The sequence below is a fragment of the Burkholderia sp. B10 genome (genome assembly GCF_004368385.1).
GTDB classification, from domain to species: Bacteria; Pseudomonadota; Gammaproteobacteria; order Burkholderiales; family Burkholderiaceae; genus Burkholderia; species Burkholderia vietnamiensis.
On the sequence record NZ_PQMX01000019.1, the window covers coordinates 41743 to 57572 of the forward strand.

Annotated in this window: 14 protein-coding genes; 6 read left to right on the forward strand and 8 right to left on the reverse strand. The window is 69.1% G+C overall.

Annotated features, from left to right (window positions below):
* Positions 1-280 precede the first annotated feature (280 nt).
* The gene (locus C3Y15_RS12385; RefSeq protein ID WP_069246524.1) at positions 281-1405 is read left to right on the forward strand and encodes a diguanylate cyclase; all 1125 of its coding nucleotides are present in this window, start codon (positions 281-283) and stop codon (positions 1403-1405) included.
* On the opposite strand, the gene C3Y15_RS12390 is transcribed toward C3Y15_RS12385, so the two are convergent.
* Both C3Y15_RS12390 and C3Y15_RS12395 read right to left on the reverse strand, forming a co-directional pair.
* Positions 1395-3644, reverse strand: coding sequence for an EAL domain-containing protein (locus tag C3Y15_RS12390; protein WP_011881917.1), 2250 nt, complete (start codon positions 3642-3644; stop codon positions 1395-1397). The genes C3Y15_RS12385 and C3Y15_RS12390 overlap by 11 nt on opposite strands.
* 334 nt (positions 3645-3978) lie before the next feature.
* Positions 3979-4938, reverse strand: a complete 960-nt coding sequence (locus C3Y15_RS12395; RefSeq protein ID WP_069246525.1) for a LysR family transcriptional regulator — start codon at positions 4936-4938, stop codon at positions 3979-3981.
* A 164-nt stretch (positions 4939-5102) separates the two neighbouring features.
* Between C3Y15_RS12395 and C3Y15_RS12400 the strand changes: the two genes are divergently transcribed.
* The 3 genes from C3Y15_RS12400 to mmsB all read left to right on the forward strand — a co-directional run bounded on the left by C3Y15_RS12400 (position 5103) and on the right by mmsB (position 8981).
* Positions 5103-6422 carry an MFS transporter gene (locus C3Y15_RS12400; protein ID WP_045578133.1) on the forward strand — a complete coding sequence of 440 codons (1320 nt, stop codon included), beginning with the start codon at positions 5103-5105 and terminating at the stop codon, positions 6420-6422.
* Between the two features lie 127 nt (positions 6423-6549).
* Positions 6550-8076: a CoA-acylating methylmalonate-semialdehyde dehydrogenase gene (locus C3Y15_RS12405; RefSeq protein ID WP_059461145.1), complete on the forward strand. Its 1527-nt coding sequence runs from the start codon at positions 6550-6552 to the stop codon at positions 8074-8076.
* 14 nt (positions 8077-8090) lie between these two features.
* Positions 8091-8981: a 3-hydroxyisobutyrate dehydrogenase gene (gene mmsB / locus C3Y15_RS12410; protein ID WP_059734786.1), complete on the forward strand. Its 891-nt coding sequence runs from the start codon at positions 8091-8093 to the stop codon at positions 8979-8981.
* Between the two features lie 106 nt (positions 8982-9087).
* On the opposite strand, the gene C3Y15_RS12415 is transcribed toward mmsB, so the two are convergent.
* A complete protein-coding gene (locus tag C3Y15_RS12415) occupies positions 9088-9420 on the reverse strand; it encodes a hypothetical protein (RefSeq protein WP_034193802.1) in 333 nt (110 codons plus the stop codon).
* Between the two features lie 450 nt (positions 9421-9870).
* The gene (locus tag C3Y15_RS12420) at positions 9871-10197 is read right to left on the reverse strand and encodes a hypothetical protein (RefSeq protein WP_124259930.1); all 327 of its coding nucleotides are present in this window, start codon (positions 10195-10197) and stop codon (positions 9871-9873) included.
* Between the two features lie 86 nt (positions 10198-10283).
* Here C3Y15_RS12420 and C3Y15_RS12425 point away from each other — a divergent pair, with 86 nt between their 5' ends.
* Entirely contained in the window at positions 10284-11048 is a 765-nt protein-coding gene (locus C3Y15_RS12425; RefSeq protein WP_124259931.1) for a DUF4397 domain-containing protein, read from the forward strand.
* A 51-nt stretch (positions 11049-11099) separates the two neighbouring features.
* Here the strand turns inward: C3Y15_RS12425 and C3Y15_RS12430 are convergent, their stop codons facing one another.
* The 3 genes from C3Y15_RS12430 to C3Y15_RS32245 form a co-directional block, all read right to left on the reverse strand.
* Entirely contained in the window at positions 11100-11660 is a 561-nt protein-coding gene (locus C3Y15_RS12430) for a DUF3005 domain-containing protein (protein ID WP_034193801.1), read from the reverse strand.
* A 251-nt stretch (positions 11661-11911) separates the two neighbouring features.
* On the reverse strand, positions 11912-12202 hold the full coding sequence (locus C3Y15_RS31730) for a hypothetical protein (RefSeq protein WP_050781904.1): 291 nt from the start codon (positions 12200-12202) through the stop codon (positions 11912-11914).
* A 60-nt stretch (positions 12203-12262) separates the two neighbouring features.
* Positions 12263-12760: a hypothetical protein gene (locus C3Y15_RS32245; protein ID WP_226111601.1), complete on the reverse strand. Its 498-nt coding sequence runs from the start codon at positions 12758-12760 to the stop codon at positions 12263-12265.
* On the opposite strand from C3Y15_RS32245, the gene C3Y15_RS12450 reads away from it, so the two are divergent.
* On the forward strand, positions 12747-13925 hold the full coding sequence (locus C3Y15_RS12450) for a LysR family transcriptional regulator (protein ID WP_231129479.1): 1179 nt from the start codon (positions 12747-12749) through the stop codon (positions 13923-13925). The genes C3Y15_RS32245 and C3Y15_RS12450 overlap by 14 nt on opposite strands.
* 273 nt (positions 13926-14198) lie before the next feature.
* Here the strand turns inward: C3Y15_RS12450 and C3Y15_RS12455 are convergent, their stop codons facing one another.
* Complete coding sequence (locus C3Y15_RS12455; protein WP_059475237.1) at positions 14199-15773, reverse strand: MFS transporter; 1575 nt, start codon at positions 15771-15773, stop codon at positions 14199-14201.
* Positions 15774-15830: the final 57 nt, after the last annotated feature.

Sequence of the window (15830 nt, forward strand, 5' to 3'; positions counted from 1 at the left end):
CGAGCCGCGCCGCCGAGGCGGCGCGTCGGCCGGCAACCCCGACCCGCGTGCGACATCGCGTCGTGCCTGCGCGGGCATCCGGCACGTTCCCGCATCCGGCGCGATAATGGCGCGCTGCGCGGCCCGCCTGCCGCTGCGTTCGGCGGTCTCGCGCGCAACCGTTGGCGCGCCGCGCCGGCATGCAGGCGCGAGCGCCGGCCGACCGGCCGCGTTCGCGCGGATCCGATCCCGATGAAACGCCGCCACACTCCCTCAGCCATCGCGCAATCCGGCATCGATCATGACCAGTGACTTCACCCGCCCGCCCGGCGGCTCGCATGCGGCGCTCGACAGCGCGCGCGGGCCGCGCACGCCGACCGCCGACACCCCGGCGATGGTTCTGCTGGTCGACGACCAGACGATCGTCGCCGAGGCGATCCGGCGCGCACTCGTCGACGAGGAAGGGATCGACTTCCACTACTGCCCGCGCTCGGACGACGCACTGGCCGTCGCGATCGACACGCGCCCGACGGTGATCCTGCAGGATCTCGTGATGCCCGGCGCGGACGGGCTGAGCCTCGTGAGCGCGTACCGCGCGAACCCGGCGACGCGCGACGTGCCGATCATCGTGCTGTCGACCCAGGAAGACCCGGCGATCAAGAGCACGGCGTTCGCGTGCGGCGCGAACGACTACCTCGTCAAACTGCCGGACCGCATCGAGCTGGTCGCGCGGATCCGCTATCACTCGCGCTCGTACATGAACCTGCTGCAGCGCGACGAGGCCTATCGCGCGTTGCGGCAGTCGCAGCAGCAACTGCTCGAGGCCAATCTGGAACTGCGGCGCCTCACGCACTCGGACGGCCTCACCGGGCTGTCGAACCGCCGCTACCTCGACGAATATCTGGCCGCCGAATGGCGCCGCGGCGCGCGCGAGCGCAGCGAGCTGTCGCTGCTGATGATCGACGTCGACAACTTCAAGCTGTACAACGACACGTACGGGCACGTGTCGGGCGACGGCGTGCTCAGGCAGGTAGCCGCGACGATCGAGCGCTGTCTCGCGCAGTCGGGCGATTTCGCCGCGCGTTTCGGCGGCGAGGAGTTCGCGGTCGTGATGCCGGCCACGACGCCGGGCGCCGCGCGGCTGCTCGGCGAGAAGATCCGCCTCGCGGTGGAGGCGCTGCGGCTTGAGCACACGCATTCGTCGACGGGACGCTACGTGACGATCAGCATCGGCGGCGCGAGCATCGTGCCCGCGCCGGGCGTGCCGGCCACCTTGCTGATCGAAGCGGCCGATCGCGCGCTGTATCGCGCGAAGCACGGCGGCAAGAATCGCGTCGACGTGGATGCGCAACCCACGCCGGCGCCGCCGGCGCCGCGGGCGCCGTCGGCGCCCGGCAGCGATCCCGACCGCTCGCCTACGCGGTGACGAGGCGGCGCGCGTAGTCGGCCGCTTCGAGCGGCCGGTCGAACAGGTAGCCCTGTTGCATGTCGCAACCGATCTGCTGCAGGAACCGCGACTGCGCTTGCGTCTCGACGCCTTCCGCGGTCACCTTCATGCCGAGCGAGTGCGCCATCGCGACGACGGCCTGCGTGATCGCCACCGAGTCGCGATGATCGGGCACGCCCGACACGAACGAACGGTCGACCTTCAGGTTGTGCAGCGGGAAGCGCTTCAGGTAAGCGAGCGATGAATAGCCGGTGCCGAAGTCGTCGACGGAGATCCGCACGTTCAGGTCCGCGAGCGCTTCGAGCATCGGCAGCACGGTTTCCGTGTCGTTCATCAGCACGCCCTCGGTGATTTCGAGCTGGAGCGCGCGCGGGTCGAGCTTCGTCAGCGCGAGACAGCGGTAGACCGATTCGACGAGGCCCTCGTGGAACTGCCGCGGCGACAGGTTGACGGACAGCATCATGTCGGGCGCGATCGTGCGGCGCCATTCGGCGGCCTGCCGGCAGGCCGTTTCGAGCACCCATTGGCCGATCGCGACGATCAGGCCCGTGTCTTCCGCGACCGGGATGAACTCCGCCGGCGACAGCGGCCCGAGCTCCGGACTGGTCCAGCGCAACAGCGCCTCCGCGCCGACCGTGCGGCCGCTGCGCGCGTCGACGACCGGTTGATACGCGAGCCGCAGCGCATCCGACGAGATCGCGCGGCGCAGCGACTGCTCGATCGCGAAGCGGCGCTGCAGCCGCAGGTTCAGCTGCGCGGTGAAGAACGTGAAGTGGTTGCGACCGCGCTGCTTCGCGTCGTACATCGCGGAATCGGCGTTGCGCATCAGCGTGGCCGCGTCGTCGCCGTCGCGCGGCGCGACGCTGATGCCGATCGACACGCCGAGCCAGTACTCGTTGTTCGCGATCTCGAACGGCTTCGCGATCGCGTCGATCACCTCGCGCGCGAGCGCGGCCAGCGCGTCGGGATCGTCGCAGTCCTCGACGAGGATCACGAACTCGTCGCCGCCGACGCGCGTGAGCGCATGGCGGCCGCTGCCGCATACGACGAGCCGCGCCGCGACGCTGCGCAGCAGCGCGTCGCCGGCGTCGTGGCCGGCCGTATCGTTGACCTTCTTGAAGCCGTCCAGATCGATGAACAGGACCGCGACGCGCGCGGGTCCGGCAACCGGGTCGCGCTTGCCGAACAGCTCGCGCATCCGCTCGGACAGCCAGCGCCGGTTGTACAGACCGGTCAGCGCATCGCGCGTCGCCAGATAGCGCAGCTGCTGCTGCGCCTCGCGCACGGGTCCGATGTCGTGGAACGACAACAGCACCGATTCCGGCTGCGTGGCGCCCGGCTTGACGATCGGCACCGCGTTGCCGCGCACCCAGATGATGTCGCCGTCCGCGAGCCCGAAGCCCGCCGCATAGTCGAGCTGCGAGGCGCCCGTGACGAGCGCGCGTCGGCTCGGCCAGTCGTCCGGCGCGATCGACGTGCCGTCCTCGTGCACCTTGTAGAGAATCACCGTCGACAGCCGGCGCCCGACCAGATCGCCCTTCACGCGCATCATCCGGTGCGCGCTCGGATTGCACGCGGTCACCACGCCGTCGCGCGACACGACCAGGATGCCTTCGTTCAAGCTGTTGACCACCAGCCGATGATGTTCCTCGCTGCGCACCAGTTGCCGAGCGATCGAATCCTGGTGCACCGCGAGGCCGACGCTATTGCCGATATCGCGCAGCAGGTCGGTTTCGGTGTCGGTCGGACACCGCGGCTCGTGATGGTAGACGGCGAACGCGCCGAGCACGGTGCCCGCGTCGTCGAGAAACGGCACCGACCAGCACGCGCGCAGGCCGAACGACAGCGCGAGCGCACGATAGTCGGCCCAGAGCGGATCGGTTTCGATGTCCTCGACGGCGACCATCCGGCGTTCGTGCATCGCCGTGCCGCACGAACCGACGGCCGGCCCGATCGGCAGGCCTTCGATCGCGGCGCTGTACTGTTCAGGCAGCGACGGCGCCGCGCCGACGTGCATGTGGATGCGATCCGCATCGAGCAGCAGGATCGAGCAGGCCGCCCCGTCGCCGAGCAACGCCTCGGCACGCCGGCATACCTCGAGGAGCAACTCGGGCAGCGGCGTGTTGCGCGTGATCAGCCGCAGCACACTCTGCTCGGACGCGAGTACTTCCGCTGCGAGCCCGGCGCTGTAGCGAGAACTTTGCGGTTCGGTATTCAATATGAATGCTGCCGTCAGTTCGACCGGGCTATTGCGCCCGATTCGTTGGTTTTATGTGCACTCTTTATCGCCCCGCGTCGACAGGCCCCGCGGTGCGTCCCCTTTCGTGCCCGCCCCGAGCGCGCACGCCCTTACATTTAACACCAATCCATACAAAACAGTACTCTCGCTCGCATCGGGGCTTACGCTCAGTCAATCCACGCGGCCCCAACGGCGCCCCGATTTATCCGACGATTCACGCGCGCGCACGCCCATGGCGCCTGCCTGTGGAACCGTTTCCCGACGCTGCGCCGTCGCGCGCGGGCATGCGCCGCGCCGGCCGCCCGGCACCGCGTCACGGCGGATCGCCGACGAAGCGCAACTGCGCCGACTCCCCCATCAGCAACGCGCGATTGAGCTCGGCGGCCGCGCGCAGGTAATCCCACAAGGCGGTTACGCGCCGCAGCTTGCGCAGATCTTCGCGACAGGTCAGCCAGAAACAGCGCGTGACCACCACGTCGTGCGGCAACACCGGCACCAGCGCCGGCTGCGTGGCGGCCATGAAGCACGGCAGGATCGCGAGCGCGCCGCCCTGCAGCGCCGCGAACACCTGTGCGATCACGCTCGTGGTGCGCAGCCCGGCCGTCGCGCCCGGCACCGCGCGCTCCAGGTACAGCAATTCGCTGCTGAACGCGAGATCGTCGACGTAGCTGATGAACGCATGCTGCGCGAGGTCGTCGGTGCTCGCGATCGGCGGATGGCTCGCGAGATAGTCGCGCGTCGCATAGAGCCGCAGCTGATAGTCACATAGCTTCGTGACGACGTAAGGGCCGCGCTCCGGCCGCTCGAGCGTGATCGCCAGATCGGCTTCGCGCTTGGGCAGGTTGACGAAGTGCGGGACGGGCAGCAGATCGACCGTCACGTGCGGATGCGCGACGCGGAACTGCGCAAGCTGCGGCGCGAGGAAAAAGCAGCCGAATCCTTCGGTCGAGCCGATCCGCACATGGCCCGACAGCGCGTGGCCGGTATTGGCGAGCTGATCGCAGGCGGATTGCACGGTCGTCTCCATCGCGTCCGCATACGCGACGAGCCGCAGCCCCTCGGCCGTCAGCGTGAAGCCGCCCGAGCGCGACTTGTCGAACAGCAGCGTGCCCATCGCGGTTTCGAGCGCGCGAATGCGGCGCGCCACGGTCGTGTAGTCGACGCCCAGCCGCTTGGCCGCCCCGCTCGCGCGCTGCGTGCGCGCGACTTCGAGGAAAAAGCGCAGGTCGTCCCAGTTCAGGCTGCCGGAAGCCGGCTCGGTGGATGGTCGCATCGGTGCGAAAGGCAGGGAAAGGCGGGTGTCTCCGGGCCGGCCGTCGATATGCAGAAATGCATAACCAACCGGATTTCTTGTCGGTACATCATGGATCTGCGCATAACTATACTCGACCGTGACCTGCGGACCATGAGCCGCGGGCAACAAAATCAGGAGACACCATGCAGACCCGATCCACCCTCGATGAGCACGCGGCCGTCGCGGCGCCGGCGCCCGCCCGCACCGCGAAGCACTATCTGCTGGCCGGTTGGGCCAGCATGGCCGGCACCACGATCGAGTGGTACGACTTCTTCCTGTACGGCACCGCCGCCGCGCTCGTGTTCAACCGCATCTTCTTCCCGTCGCTCGATCCGGTCGTCGGCACGCTCGCCGCATTCGGCACGTTCGCGGTCGGCTTCATCGGCCGGCCGATGGGAGGCATCGTGTTCGGCCACTTCGGCGATCGCATCGGCCGCAAGTCGATGCTGATGATCACGCTGCTGCTGATGGGCGTGCCGAGCATGATCATCGGGCTGATCCCGTCGTACGAGCACATCGGCTACTGGGCCGCCGCGCTGCTGATCGCCATGCGCTTCCTGCAAGGGATGGCCGTCGGCGGCGAATGGGGTGGCGCGGTGCTGATGGCCGTCGAGCACGCACCGAAGGGCCGCAAGGGGCTGTTCGGCAGCCTGCCGCAGACCGGCGTCGGGCTCGGACTGATCCTGTCGTCTGTCGCGATGGCCGCGGTAGCCGCGCTGCCCGAAGCCGACATGCTGTCGTGGGGCTGGCGCGTGCCGTTCCTCGCGAGCATCGCGCTGGTCGGCCTCGGCTGGTTCATCCGTGCGAAGGTGCCGGAGTCGCCCGACTTCGAGAACGTGCGGCGTCAGGGCAAGGCCGAGAAGTCGCCGGTGACGGCCGCGCTGCGCCGCCATCCGCGCGAGGTGCTGACGATCGTCGGCGCGCGTGCGGCCGAAAACACGTGGTTCTACATGGTCGTCACGTTCTCGCTCGCCTATGCGACGCAGCAGCTGCACCTGCCGAAGGCCGAGATGCTGCACGCGATCACGGCAGGCGCCGCGCTGTCGCTCGTCACGATGCCGTTGTGCGGCCATCTCGGCGACCGCATCGGCCAGCGCCGGATGTTCGCGCTCGGCCTCGTGCTGATGTGCGCGTTCGCCGCGCCGTTCTTCATGCTGCTCGGCACGCAGCAGACCTCGTATGCGTGGTGGGCGATCGTGCTCGGCCTCGGCGTCGTGTTCCCGATTCTGTATGCGCCCGAGTCGCTGCTGTTCGCGCAGCAGTTTCCCGCGGAAATCCGCTACAGCGGCATTTCGCTGTCGGTGCAGCTGGCCGGCGTGATCGGCGGCGGCTTCGCGCCGATGATCGCGACGTCGCTGCTCAAGGCCGGCGGCGGCCAGCCGCACTACGTGATCGCGTATCTCGTCGGCTTCGGCGCGTTCGCGCTGCTGTGCACCGCGCTCATGCGTCCGGCCCGGGCGTAAGCCGCGCCGCCCAACGCTGCACCGCAATCCCTTTTTCCGTTCGACCTCACGTTCGCCGCCGCTGCATGCGCGGCGGACGCGGGGCGACCATTTTTCCCGCACCCACACCGTTTCTCCGGAGAGTGACATGAACGCAGCAGTTCCCCAGACCACCCTCGCGCTGCCCACCGCCAAGCTGCTGATCGACGGCGCCTTCGTCGAATCGCGCAGCGCCGAATGGGGCGACATCGTGAACCCCGCCACGCAGCAAACGATCGGCCGCGTGCCGTACGCGACGCCCGACGAGGTCGATGCCGCGATCGCCGCCGCGCAGCGCGCGTTTCAGACGTGGAAGACGACGTCGATCGGCACGCGCCTGCGCATCATGCTGAAGTTCCAGGAGCTCGTGCGCCGCAATCTCGAGCGGATCGCGCACACGCTGACCGCCGAGCAGGGCAAGACGCTGCCCGACGCGCAAGGCGACATCTTCCGCGGCCTCGAAGTGGTCGAGCATGCCTGCTCGATCGGCACGCTGCAGCTCGGCGAATTCGCCGAGAACGTCGCCGGCGGCGTCGATACCTATACGCTGCGTCAGCCGATCGGCGTCTGCGCCGGCATCACGCCGTTCAACTTCCCGGCGATGATCCCGCTGTGGATGTTCCCGATGGCGATCGTGTGCGGCAACACGTTCGTGCTGAAGCCGTCCGAACAGGACCCGCTGTCGACGATGGAACTGGTCGAGCTGGCGATCGAGGCCGGCGTGCCGAAGGGCGTGCTCAACGTCGTGCACGGCGGCAAGGACGTGGTCGACCGGCTCTGCACGCATCCCGACATCAAGGCGATCTCGTTCGTCGGCTCGACGCGCGTCGGCACGCACGTGTACAACCTCGGCAGCCAGCACGGCAAACGTGTGCAGTCGATGATGGGCGCGAAGAACCACGCAGTCGTGCTGCCCGATGCGCATCGCGAGCAAACGATCAACGCGCTGGTCGGCGCGGGCTTCGGCGCGGCCGGCCAGCGCTGCATGGCGACGTCGGTGGTCGTGCTGGTCGGCAGCGCGCGCGACTGGCTGCCCGAGCTGGTGGAAAAGGCGAAGACGCTGAAGGTCAACGCGGGCTCGGAGGCAGGCACCGACGTCGGACCGGTGGTGTCGCGCAGCGCGAAGGCGCGCATCCTGTCGCTGATCGACGCGGGCGTCAAGGAAGGCGCGAAGCTCGAGCTCGACGGCCGCGACGTGACGGTGCGCGGCTACGAGCAGGGCAACTTCGTCGGCCCGACGTTGTTCTCGGGCGTAACGACCGACATGACGATCTACCGCGAAGAAATCTTCGGCCCGGTGGTGGTCGTGATGGAAGTCGACACGCTCGACGAAGCCATCGCGCTCGTCAACGCGAACCCGATGGGCAACGGCGTGGGCCTCTTCACGCAAAGCGGCGCGGCCGCGCGCAAGTTCCAGAGCGAGATCGACGTCGGCCAGGTCGGCATCAACATCCCGATCCCGGTGCCGGTGCCCTACTTCAGCTTCACCGGCTCGCGCGGCTCGAAGCTCGGCGATCTCGGCCCGTACGGCAAGCAGGTCGTGCAGTTCTACACGCAGACCAAGACGGTCACCGCGCGCTGGTTCGACGACGACGCGACGGCCGGCGGCGTGAACACCACGATCGCATTGCGCTGAACGGGAGCATGACCATGGATATCGCATTCATCGGGCTCGGCAACATGGGCGGCCCGATGGCCGCCAACCTGCTCGCCGCCGGCCATGCGCTGACGGTGTTCGACCTGGACGCGCACGCGCTCGACGCGGCAGTGCGCGCCGGCGCGACGGTGGCCGGGTCGCCGCGCGACGCGGCCGCGCGCGCGTCGCTGGTCGTCACGATGCTGCCGGCCGCGCAGCATGTGCGCGCCGTCTATCTCGGCGATGACGGCGTGCTGGCCGGCGCTCGCGCCGGCGCGACCTTCGTCGACTGCAGCACGATCGACCCGGACACCGTGCGCGCCATCGCCGACGCGGCCGCGCAGCGCAACTTCGCGTTCGCCGATGCGCCGGTATCGGGCGGCACGGGCGGCGCGCAGGCCGGCACGCTGACCTTCATGGTCGGCGCGGAGGCGGCGCTGTTCGCGCGTATTCGTCCGTTGCTGCTCGACATGGGCAAGAACGTCGTGCATTGCGGCGGCACGGGCACCGGCCAGATCGCGAAGATCTGCAACAACCTGCTGCTCGGAATCTCGATGATGGGCGTGTCGGAAGCGATGGCGCTCGGCGCAGCGCTCGGCATCGATCCGGTCGTGCTGGCCGGCATCATCAACACGTCGACCGGCCGCTGCTGGAGTTCGGAAACCTGCAACCCCTACCCCGGCGTGAACGACGCGGCGCCCGCCGCGCGCGGCTATGCGGGCGGCTTTGCCGCGAACCTGATGCTCAAGGACCTCGGCCTCGCGACCGAAGCCGCGCGCCATGCGCGCCAGCCGGTGTGGATGGGCGCGCTCGCGCAGCAGCTGTATCAGTCGATGAGCCAGCACGGGCTCGGCACGCTCGACTTCTCCGCTTGCGTGAAGCTGTACGACGCGCAGCCGGCGTGACGCGCCAGATGCGCGCGACACGGCCCGCGCCGCCGGTAGACGGCGGCGCGGGCCGGTAGCGCGGATTGCACGGCGGATCGCCGCAGTCGTGCGGGTGACGCGATGCTCAGCTGCGCGGGTTCGACGCCGTCTCGAAGGTCGGATGACACTCGAACGCCAGCTCCGAGCGCGCGTCGACGCGGCGGCCGCCGGTCAGCGACTCCTGCTTCAGGCTCGCGCGCATACCGCGCTGCGTGCAGTAGCTGGTCGCTTCGCTGACGGCTTTTTCATGGGCGTCGGCCCACGTCGTCGACACGCCGAGCGTGCGCGTCGTCACGGTGAAGACGTTCGGGTTCGACGTCGTGGTCACGTCGGAGGCGGTCGAGCACGCGGCGAGCAAGCATGCAGCCGCCGCGATGGTCAACCATCGCAGGGATGGAAACAGTACTGGGATGGACATGAGGACAAGCGCGCGTCGATTCGACGGCATCGGACAACATGGGCGACAGTATGCCTGCATGATCGCCGAAGATCATGCCCTTTTCAGTGAACAGATTGTTTCGGCTGGTTAAACGATCGCTGGGCGCTCGGCGGGTGGCGCCGCCCGGGACGCGCTGTGTCGTTGCCGTGGCGCGTGGTGTTTGTGCGAGTCGACGGTTGCTTGCGGAGTCGTCGGCGCGCGGCGCATGGCGACCTGAAACTGTGCGCGCTGCTCGATGCACTGCCGATCGCTCGGCAGGACATGCATAGGTTCATGCATGGAGCACGATGCTCCGATGCGCGGGTATTCGGTCGGAGGTGCAGCGCCCCGAGCGTGTTCAGCATGTCGAGCGCCGCTGAGGTCGCCCGCATGTCACGCGTGCGTCGGCGGATGCGCATCGAACTCCCGTGTCCAGCGGACTGCTCATCATCAATGGTTTGCTCCAATCAGATCGATGCGCACGCAACCAACAAGAAGTAGCCATCGACTACGTCCACGCGCATTGCTCTCATGAATCGCGTTGCGTTTTAAACGCTTTTCCTGCATGTGCGGATCCGGCAGCGATGCGAGCCTCATCTCGTGGCGCGCCCAATCGCTCCTTTTTACAAACGTGTGCCGCGAATCGCGCGCTCGCGCATCACGCGCATCGCGCGTCGTGCGCAACGCTCCCACCGTCGGCGCGATCGCGCGCATCTCGCCGTGCGGGCACGCGCGTTGCGGCATCCATGCGCCGCCGCTCTGGCGGACAGCAATCATTCTTCAATCCAGGCGCTGCGTCCCGCGCGATGCTCCGCGCGGCGACACCGCATCGCCAGCAGGTAACTCCTGAACGAGAGGACGACATGAAATCCATTCGAACGATAGTGGCGCTGTGCTCGGTCATCACCATGCTCACGGCATGCGGTGGAGACGGCAACGACGTCGGCACCGTGCTCGGCATCTCGAAGCCGCAGGCACGCTTCATCAACGCGGTGCCGGCCGGCCCGAACCTCGACTACTACCTGAACGCGAAAGTCGATGCGTCCGGCGTCGCGTACAAGGGCGTGACCCGTTATCACGACATCGACTCGGGCACGCAGAACGCCAGTTACGACATTTCGGGCACCAACGCCACCGTCGCGTCGCAATCGTTCAGCGCGGCCAACGGCCACCACTACACGACCGTCGCGCTGCCCAGCACGTCGTCGCCGATCTCGGTGATCGACGATCCGTATGACAAGGGCCTGCTGTCGGACAAGGCGCGCGTACGCGCCTTCAATGCGTCGCCGAACGCGCAGAACGTCGACGTCTACGTCGTGCCGCCGGGGACGGACATCAACACGCAGAGCCCGACGCTCTCCGGCGCGGCGTACCAGAACGCGGCGCCTGCCACGGGCCAGGACTCGATCTATCTGAACGGAGGCAGCTATCAGGTGATCGTCACGACTGCCGGCAGCAAATCGCCGATCCTGACGACTCCGCCGGTGACGATCCACAACAACGCCGACTGGCTGCTCGTGACGATCCCGTCGGGCGGTATCGGTGACGTAACGCCGAACGACATCCACGTGCTCGTCGCCCAGGGCAACGATGCGGACACGTCGGCGCAGGAACTCGGCCCGCAGTAAATGATGGCGGCGGATCGCCGTTCGGCGATCCGCCGCGTGACGGGCGCGCCGTCAGTTGCTGGTGCGCTCGAAACGAATCACATGCTCGACGCGTGCGCCGGCGCCATGCTCGGTCACGACGTCGACGTCGCCGACGTACGTGACCTGCCAGCCGGGCCGCGCGGCGATCAGCGGCATGTTGCCGCCCGGACGGCTTTCGAAGCCGCCGAGGCCGTCGGCCGGCGTGTTCACCGCGTTGTCGAGCGACGCGTTCGAATAGATCACGTTGTCGTGCCATTCATCGGCGCCGGTGCGCGCCTCCATGCCCTTGCCGTCGACGTCGACCGTGTTGTCGGTGGCCGCCATGTTCGCGTTGTCGATCGTCACGATCCGGCTGGCCGCGCGGCGCACCGGGTCGCCGCTGTCGACCGCATGCGCGTCGACGTCGATGTCCGGCAGGCCGGTCGGCGTTTTGCCCGCGACCGATTCGGGCGTTTGCGGCCGTTTGGCCACTTCGGCAGCCTGGGTCGCCGCATCCGGCATGTCGCCACCGGCCGCGGGCGTCTTCACCGGGCTCTGCTTGATCTGTTCCCGCTGCTGTTGCGGGGTTGGGTTCGATTCCGCGTTCTGCATCGCACCTCCTTGTTCGGGACCTTGCAGCGCGGTCCGGACGGGCCGCCGCCGTCGTCAGCCGGCGGCTGCGATCGGCCGCGTGACGAGCGCCATCGGCGCCGGGAATCGCTACAACGGTCCTTGCAAATCTTTCACACACGCGTAGCGCGGCCGCGCGCCCGAGAGCGCGCGTGCCGCCTGGCTCCGCCATTGCGGCGGCGCAGCGCGGGCGGTGCTGCACGTGCCGCCCGGCGCCGCCCCGCGAGGCGCGATCAGCCGCCGCTCGCGCCCGTCGTCCCCGACGCCGCGCCCGGCATGCTGGCCGCGCCGCCGGTGGTGCCGGCCGTGCCGCTGTCGGCGCCCGCCGCGCCGCTGCTCGGCGTGCCCGACGGTGCGGTCGATGGCGCGGGCGACATGCCGCCCACGGCGCTCGCGTCCGAAGTGGCGCCGGCGCCCGTGTCGGTTTCGCTCTTCTTCTGACAGCCTGCCCCCGCCGCCAGGCCGGCGATCAGGATGCCGGCGAAGACGGCCCGCGATACGTGACGAATGGAATATCGCTGCATGACACCTCCGCTTGATGTCGATGAATGGATGGAACTCACCCGTTCGCAATTCGCGTGCCGTCACCGCTGCGCGCCATTCGTTTTTTGAATGGCGGCCTGCCGAATATTTAATTTCCCATCGCGGCGACGGCCGCCCATACTCGCGGACGAATGGGACATATGACGTCCACGGCGGTCCGCCCGCGCTGCATGCACGGCGCACGCCGCGGCCATGGAAGGAGACAACGCGTGCGACCGCAAACCCGCGTCGAAGCGATCGAACGCCGCGCCAGGCTTGCGGCGACGCGCGAACATGCGCATGCGGTTTGCCGCGGCGGACCCGCCTCGTGCATGCGCAGAAAAACCGACGCCGACAGCGAACCGGCCGCCGAATGGCCGAACGCAGATGCGGGGCGGATCGCTACTACCACTGCGCGAGCGGCCGTGAATCGCGGCGTGCCGCAGCCACGCATCGATGTCGCGCGGACGGCCTGTCGGCTGCCGGTGCATCTTCGACGGCTGGCGCACCTTCGAACGCCGACGCACCGCGTGAACGGATAGCGACATGGATAGCGACATGCGCAACCCACCGGCAAAGCACGGCGCTATCGCCGACACCCGCGACGCAGGCGGCGCGCTCGACCTGCTCGACGCGCGGCTGATGCGCATCCTGCTCGTGCTGCTCACCGAGCGCACCGTGTCGCGTGCGGCGGTGCGGCTGAACATGTCGCAGCCCGCGACGAGCGCCGCGCTCAAGCGCCTGCGCACGCTGCTCGGCGATCCGCTGCTGGTGCGCAGTCGCTACGGGATGGTGCCGACGGAGTTCGGCGCGCAGCTGATCGATCCGCTGCGCAACGCGCTGCGGGTGATCGACTTCATTCGGAACCAGCAGCCGCGCTTCGCCGCACGCACGTCGGTGCGAACCTATCGGATCGGTTGTCCGGACTATCTGAACGTGCTGTTCGTACCGAAGCTCGTCACGCTGTTCCGCGAACGCGCGCCCGACGCGCAGCTCGTGTTTCACCCGCTCGGCGACGGCTTCGATGCGCAGCGCGCACTCGCCGACGGCGCGCTGGACGTCGTGATCGACAACCGCCCGGCGCACCCGGCGCGGCTCCGGCACGACGCGTTGTTCGACGACCGCATCGTCTGCGTGATGCGCGCGACGCATCCGCTCGCGCGCCGCGGCGCGATGACCGCGGAGGAATTCGCGCAGGCGCCGCAGTTGTGTCCGACGCCGTCGTGGCTGGAGGCGTCCGGCGCGATCGATCGTCAGCTGCAACGCGTCGGGCTGCGACGGCGGATCGTCGTCACGCTGCCGCATTTCGAACTCGCCGCCCATGCGCTGGTGCGCTCCGATCTGGTCCTGACCACGACCTACCGGCTCGCGAGCCACTACGCGAAGCTGTTGCCGCTGGGCATCGTTGCGCTGCCGGCTCAACCACCCGACATCACGTACCGGCTCGCCTGGGACGAAACCGGCGCCTGCGCGGACGCGGTACGCTGGCTGCGCGGGCTGATCGTCGAAGCGACGCGCGCATGGCTCGACGCAGAATCCGCGCTGCCGGCCGTCACGGCCGTCGCCGCGCGTGCGCCGACGTCCATCGCCGCACCGCTCGCCGGCGCGGCGGCCGAATCCGCGCGGCGCGGTCGACGCAGGCAACCGACGCAGTGCGACGCGACACCGCAGCCGAGCGCCGCACGCGCGACGCGCGCCCATCGGATCGCGATGAAGGCGCGCTGAGGCCGGTGTGCCGACGCGCGTGCGTGGCGTCGCGTGCGGCAGCGGTCGAACGCTCGGTAAAGACTGACATCGCCACGAACGCGACTGCGATGTCCGCGCGGCGCGGCGCCATCACCGATGCAAATGCTGCGCCGTACGATGACGGAGGCGTCGTGCATCGGCGCATCGAACGAGTTCACGAGCAGCCCGCTCGAACATGAAACGCAACCGCGGCTGCCGCACGCACCGTACCGCCACGTCACCCCGCCACATCACCCAGCCAGAACCGCCCCATCACACACCCACATCGCGCATCGGTTGCACGAGCAACCAATAGGCGACCGCAGCGCCAACCAGCGCGAGCACACCGCTCACCGTCAGTGCCGTCGAAAACCCGGCCGCGAACGCCGCCGGCGCGACGTCGTGCAGCACGCGCGCGGCCGTCGGCGGCAGGCGTGCGAGCGCCTGCGTGAGATCGCCTGCCAGCAGGCTCGACATGAACCGCGCATCGACGAACGCGCGTACGTCCGGCATCGCGGACAGCCGTCGCACGAGCTGCGCGTGCGTACTCGCTGCCAGCACCGCGCCGAGCACGCCCACCGCCGTCACGATCGCCGAGAAGCGCGTGGTCGTGCTGATGCCGGATGCCATGCCCGTGCGGTTCGGCGGCACGCACGCGATGATCGCCTTCTGCGTGTCGCCGTTCATGATGCCCGCGCCGCAGCCCGTCACGCAGATGCCGAGCGCAACGAGCCGGTAGTCGGCGCCGGCCGTCAGCAGCGCGGTCGCGAGATTGCCGACGCCGATCAGCGCGAGGCCGCCCGCCAGCACGCCGCCGGACGACATGCGCGCGGCCAGCTTCGCGCCGAGCGACGGCCCGACGATCATCGCCAGCGCGAACGGCAGCATGCCGAGCCCCGCGTCGATCGCCGACATCCCGAACGCGTTCTGCAGATACAGCGGCAGGAACGTCATCATCACTTGCGCGCACGCCGCATAGCCGAACATCGCGACGACCGCGCCGACGAAGCGCGGCTGCCCGAACAGCGCGAGGTCGACCATCGGCCGCGCGTGGCGGCGCTCGACGGCGACGAACGCGGTCGACAGCGCGGCGGCGAGCCCGAGGCGGCCGAGCGTCGCGCCCGTCAGCCAGCCGTGCGACGGCGCGCCGATCAGCGCCGCGATCGCGCACGCGAGCGCCGCACCGAACAGCAGGCTGCCCGGCGCGTCCACGCGCGTCGCGTGCGGATCGCGCGACTCCGCGATCGCCGCGCGCACGCCTGCTGCGAGCAATGCACACGCGGGCAGGTTCAGCAGGAACACCCAACGCCAGCCGATCCATTGCGTGATCGCCCCGCCGATGAGCGGCGCGAGCGCCGTCGCGATGCCCATGCACATCCCCCAGATCGCCCACGCTCGCGCGCGTTCGCGTCCGTCCGGGAAACGGTTCGCGATGACCGCCAGTGCAGCGGTCAGCAGCATCGCGGCCCCACCGCCCTTCACGGCGCGCGCGGCGATCAGCCACGCCGCCGACGGGGCGAGGCCGCACCCGAGCGATGCGAGCGCGAACAACGCGAGGCCGGCTGCCAGCATGCGCTTGCGCCCGAAACGATCGGCGAGGCCGCCGGCCGGCAACAGGCACGCGGCGAACGCGGTCATGTAGGCGCTGACGACCCACTCGATCTCGGCGAAGCTCGCATGAAAGCCGCGCGCGATGCTCGGCAGCGATACGGCCACGACGTTCGTGTCGAGCACGATCAGCGAGCACGTCGCGGACGCAACCGCGAGCGTCGCGGCGGCAGGCGCGCCAGCGCCGCCGCCCGAGCGGGAAACGGAGGACATGGGGGAAACGGGGGACGGCTGCGGCATCGAGCGCTCCGGAACGGGATCAACGACGCGTATGCTAGGCTTGCCCCACATTGCCCG

What these genes read in the sequence shown, in the direction of transcription:
- C3Y15_RS12455 (WP_059475237.1), bottom strand. Translation starts at nt 15,773, where the DNA reads ATGCCGCAGCCGTCCCCCGTTTCCCCCATGTCCTCCGTTTCCCGCTCG.
- C3Y15_RS12400 (WP_045578133.1), top strand. Translation starts at nt 5,103, where the DNA reads ATGCAGACCCGATCCACCCTCGATGAGCACGCGGCCGTCGCGGCGCCG.
- C3Y15_RS12395 (WP_069246525.1), bottom strand. Translation starts at nt 4,938, where the DNA reads ATGCGACCATCCACCGAGCCGGCTTCCGGCAGCCTGAACTGGGACGAC.
- C3Y15_RS12420 (WP_124259930.1), bottom strand. Translation starts at nt 10,197, where the DNA reads ATGATTGCTGTCCGCCAGAGCGGCGGCGCATGGATGCCGCAACGCGCG.
- C3Y15_RS12385 (WP_069246524.1), top strand. Translation starts at nt 281, where the DNA reads ATGACCAGTGACTTCACCCGCCCGCCCGGCGGCTCGCATGCGGCGCTC.
- C3Y15_RS12425 (WP_124259931.1), top strand. Translation starts at nt 10,284, where the DNA reads ATGAAATCCATTCGAACGATAGTGGCGCTGTGCTCGGTCATCACCATG.
- C3Y15_RS32245 (WP_226111601.1), bottom strand. Translation starts at nt 12,760, where the DNA reads ATGTCGCTATCCATGTCGCTATCCGTTCACGCGGTGCGTCGGCGTTCG.
- C3Y15_RS12430 (WP_034193801.1), bottom strand. Translation starts at nt 11,660, where the DNA reads ATGCAGAACGCGGAATCGAACCCAACCCCGCAACAGCAGCGGGAACAG.
- C3Y15_RS12405 (WP_059461145.1), top strand. Translation starts at nt 6,550, where the DNA reads ATGAACGCAGCAGTTCCCCAGACCACCCTCGCGCTGCCCACCGCCAAG.
- C3Y15_RS12450 (WP_231129479.1), top strand. Translation starts at nt 12,747, where the DNA reads ATGGATAGCGACATGCGCAACCCACCGGCAAAGCACGGCGCTATCGCC.
- C3Y15_RS12415 (WP_034193802.1), bottom strand. Translation starts at nt 9,420, where the DNA reads ATGTCCATCCCAGTACTGTTTCCATCCCTGCGATGGTTGACCATCGCG.
- mmsB (WP_059734786.1), top strand. Translation starts at nt 8,091, where the DNA reads ATGGATATCGCATTCATCGGGCTCGGCAACATGGGCGGCCCGATGGCC.
- C3Y15_RS31730 (WP_050781904.1), bottom strand. Translation starts at nt 12,202, where the DNA reads ATGCAGCGATATTCCATTCGTCACGTATCGCGGGCCGTCTTCGCCGGC.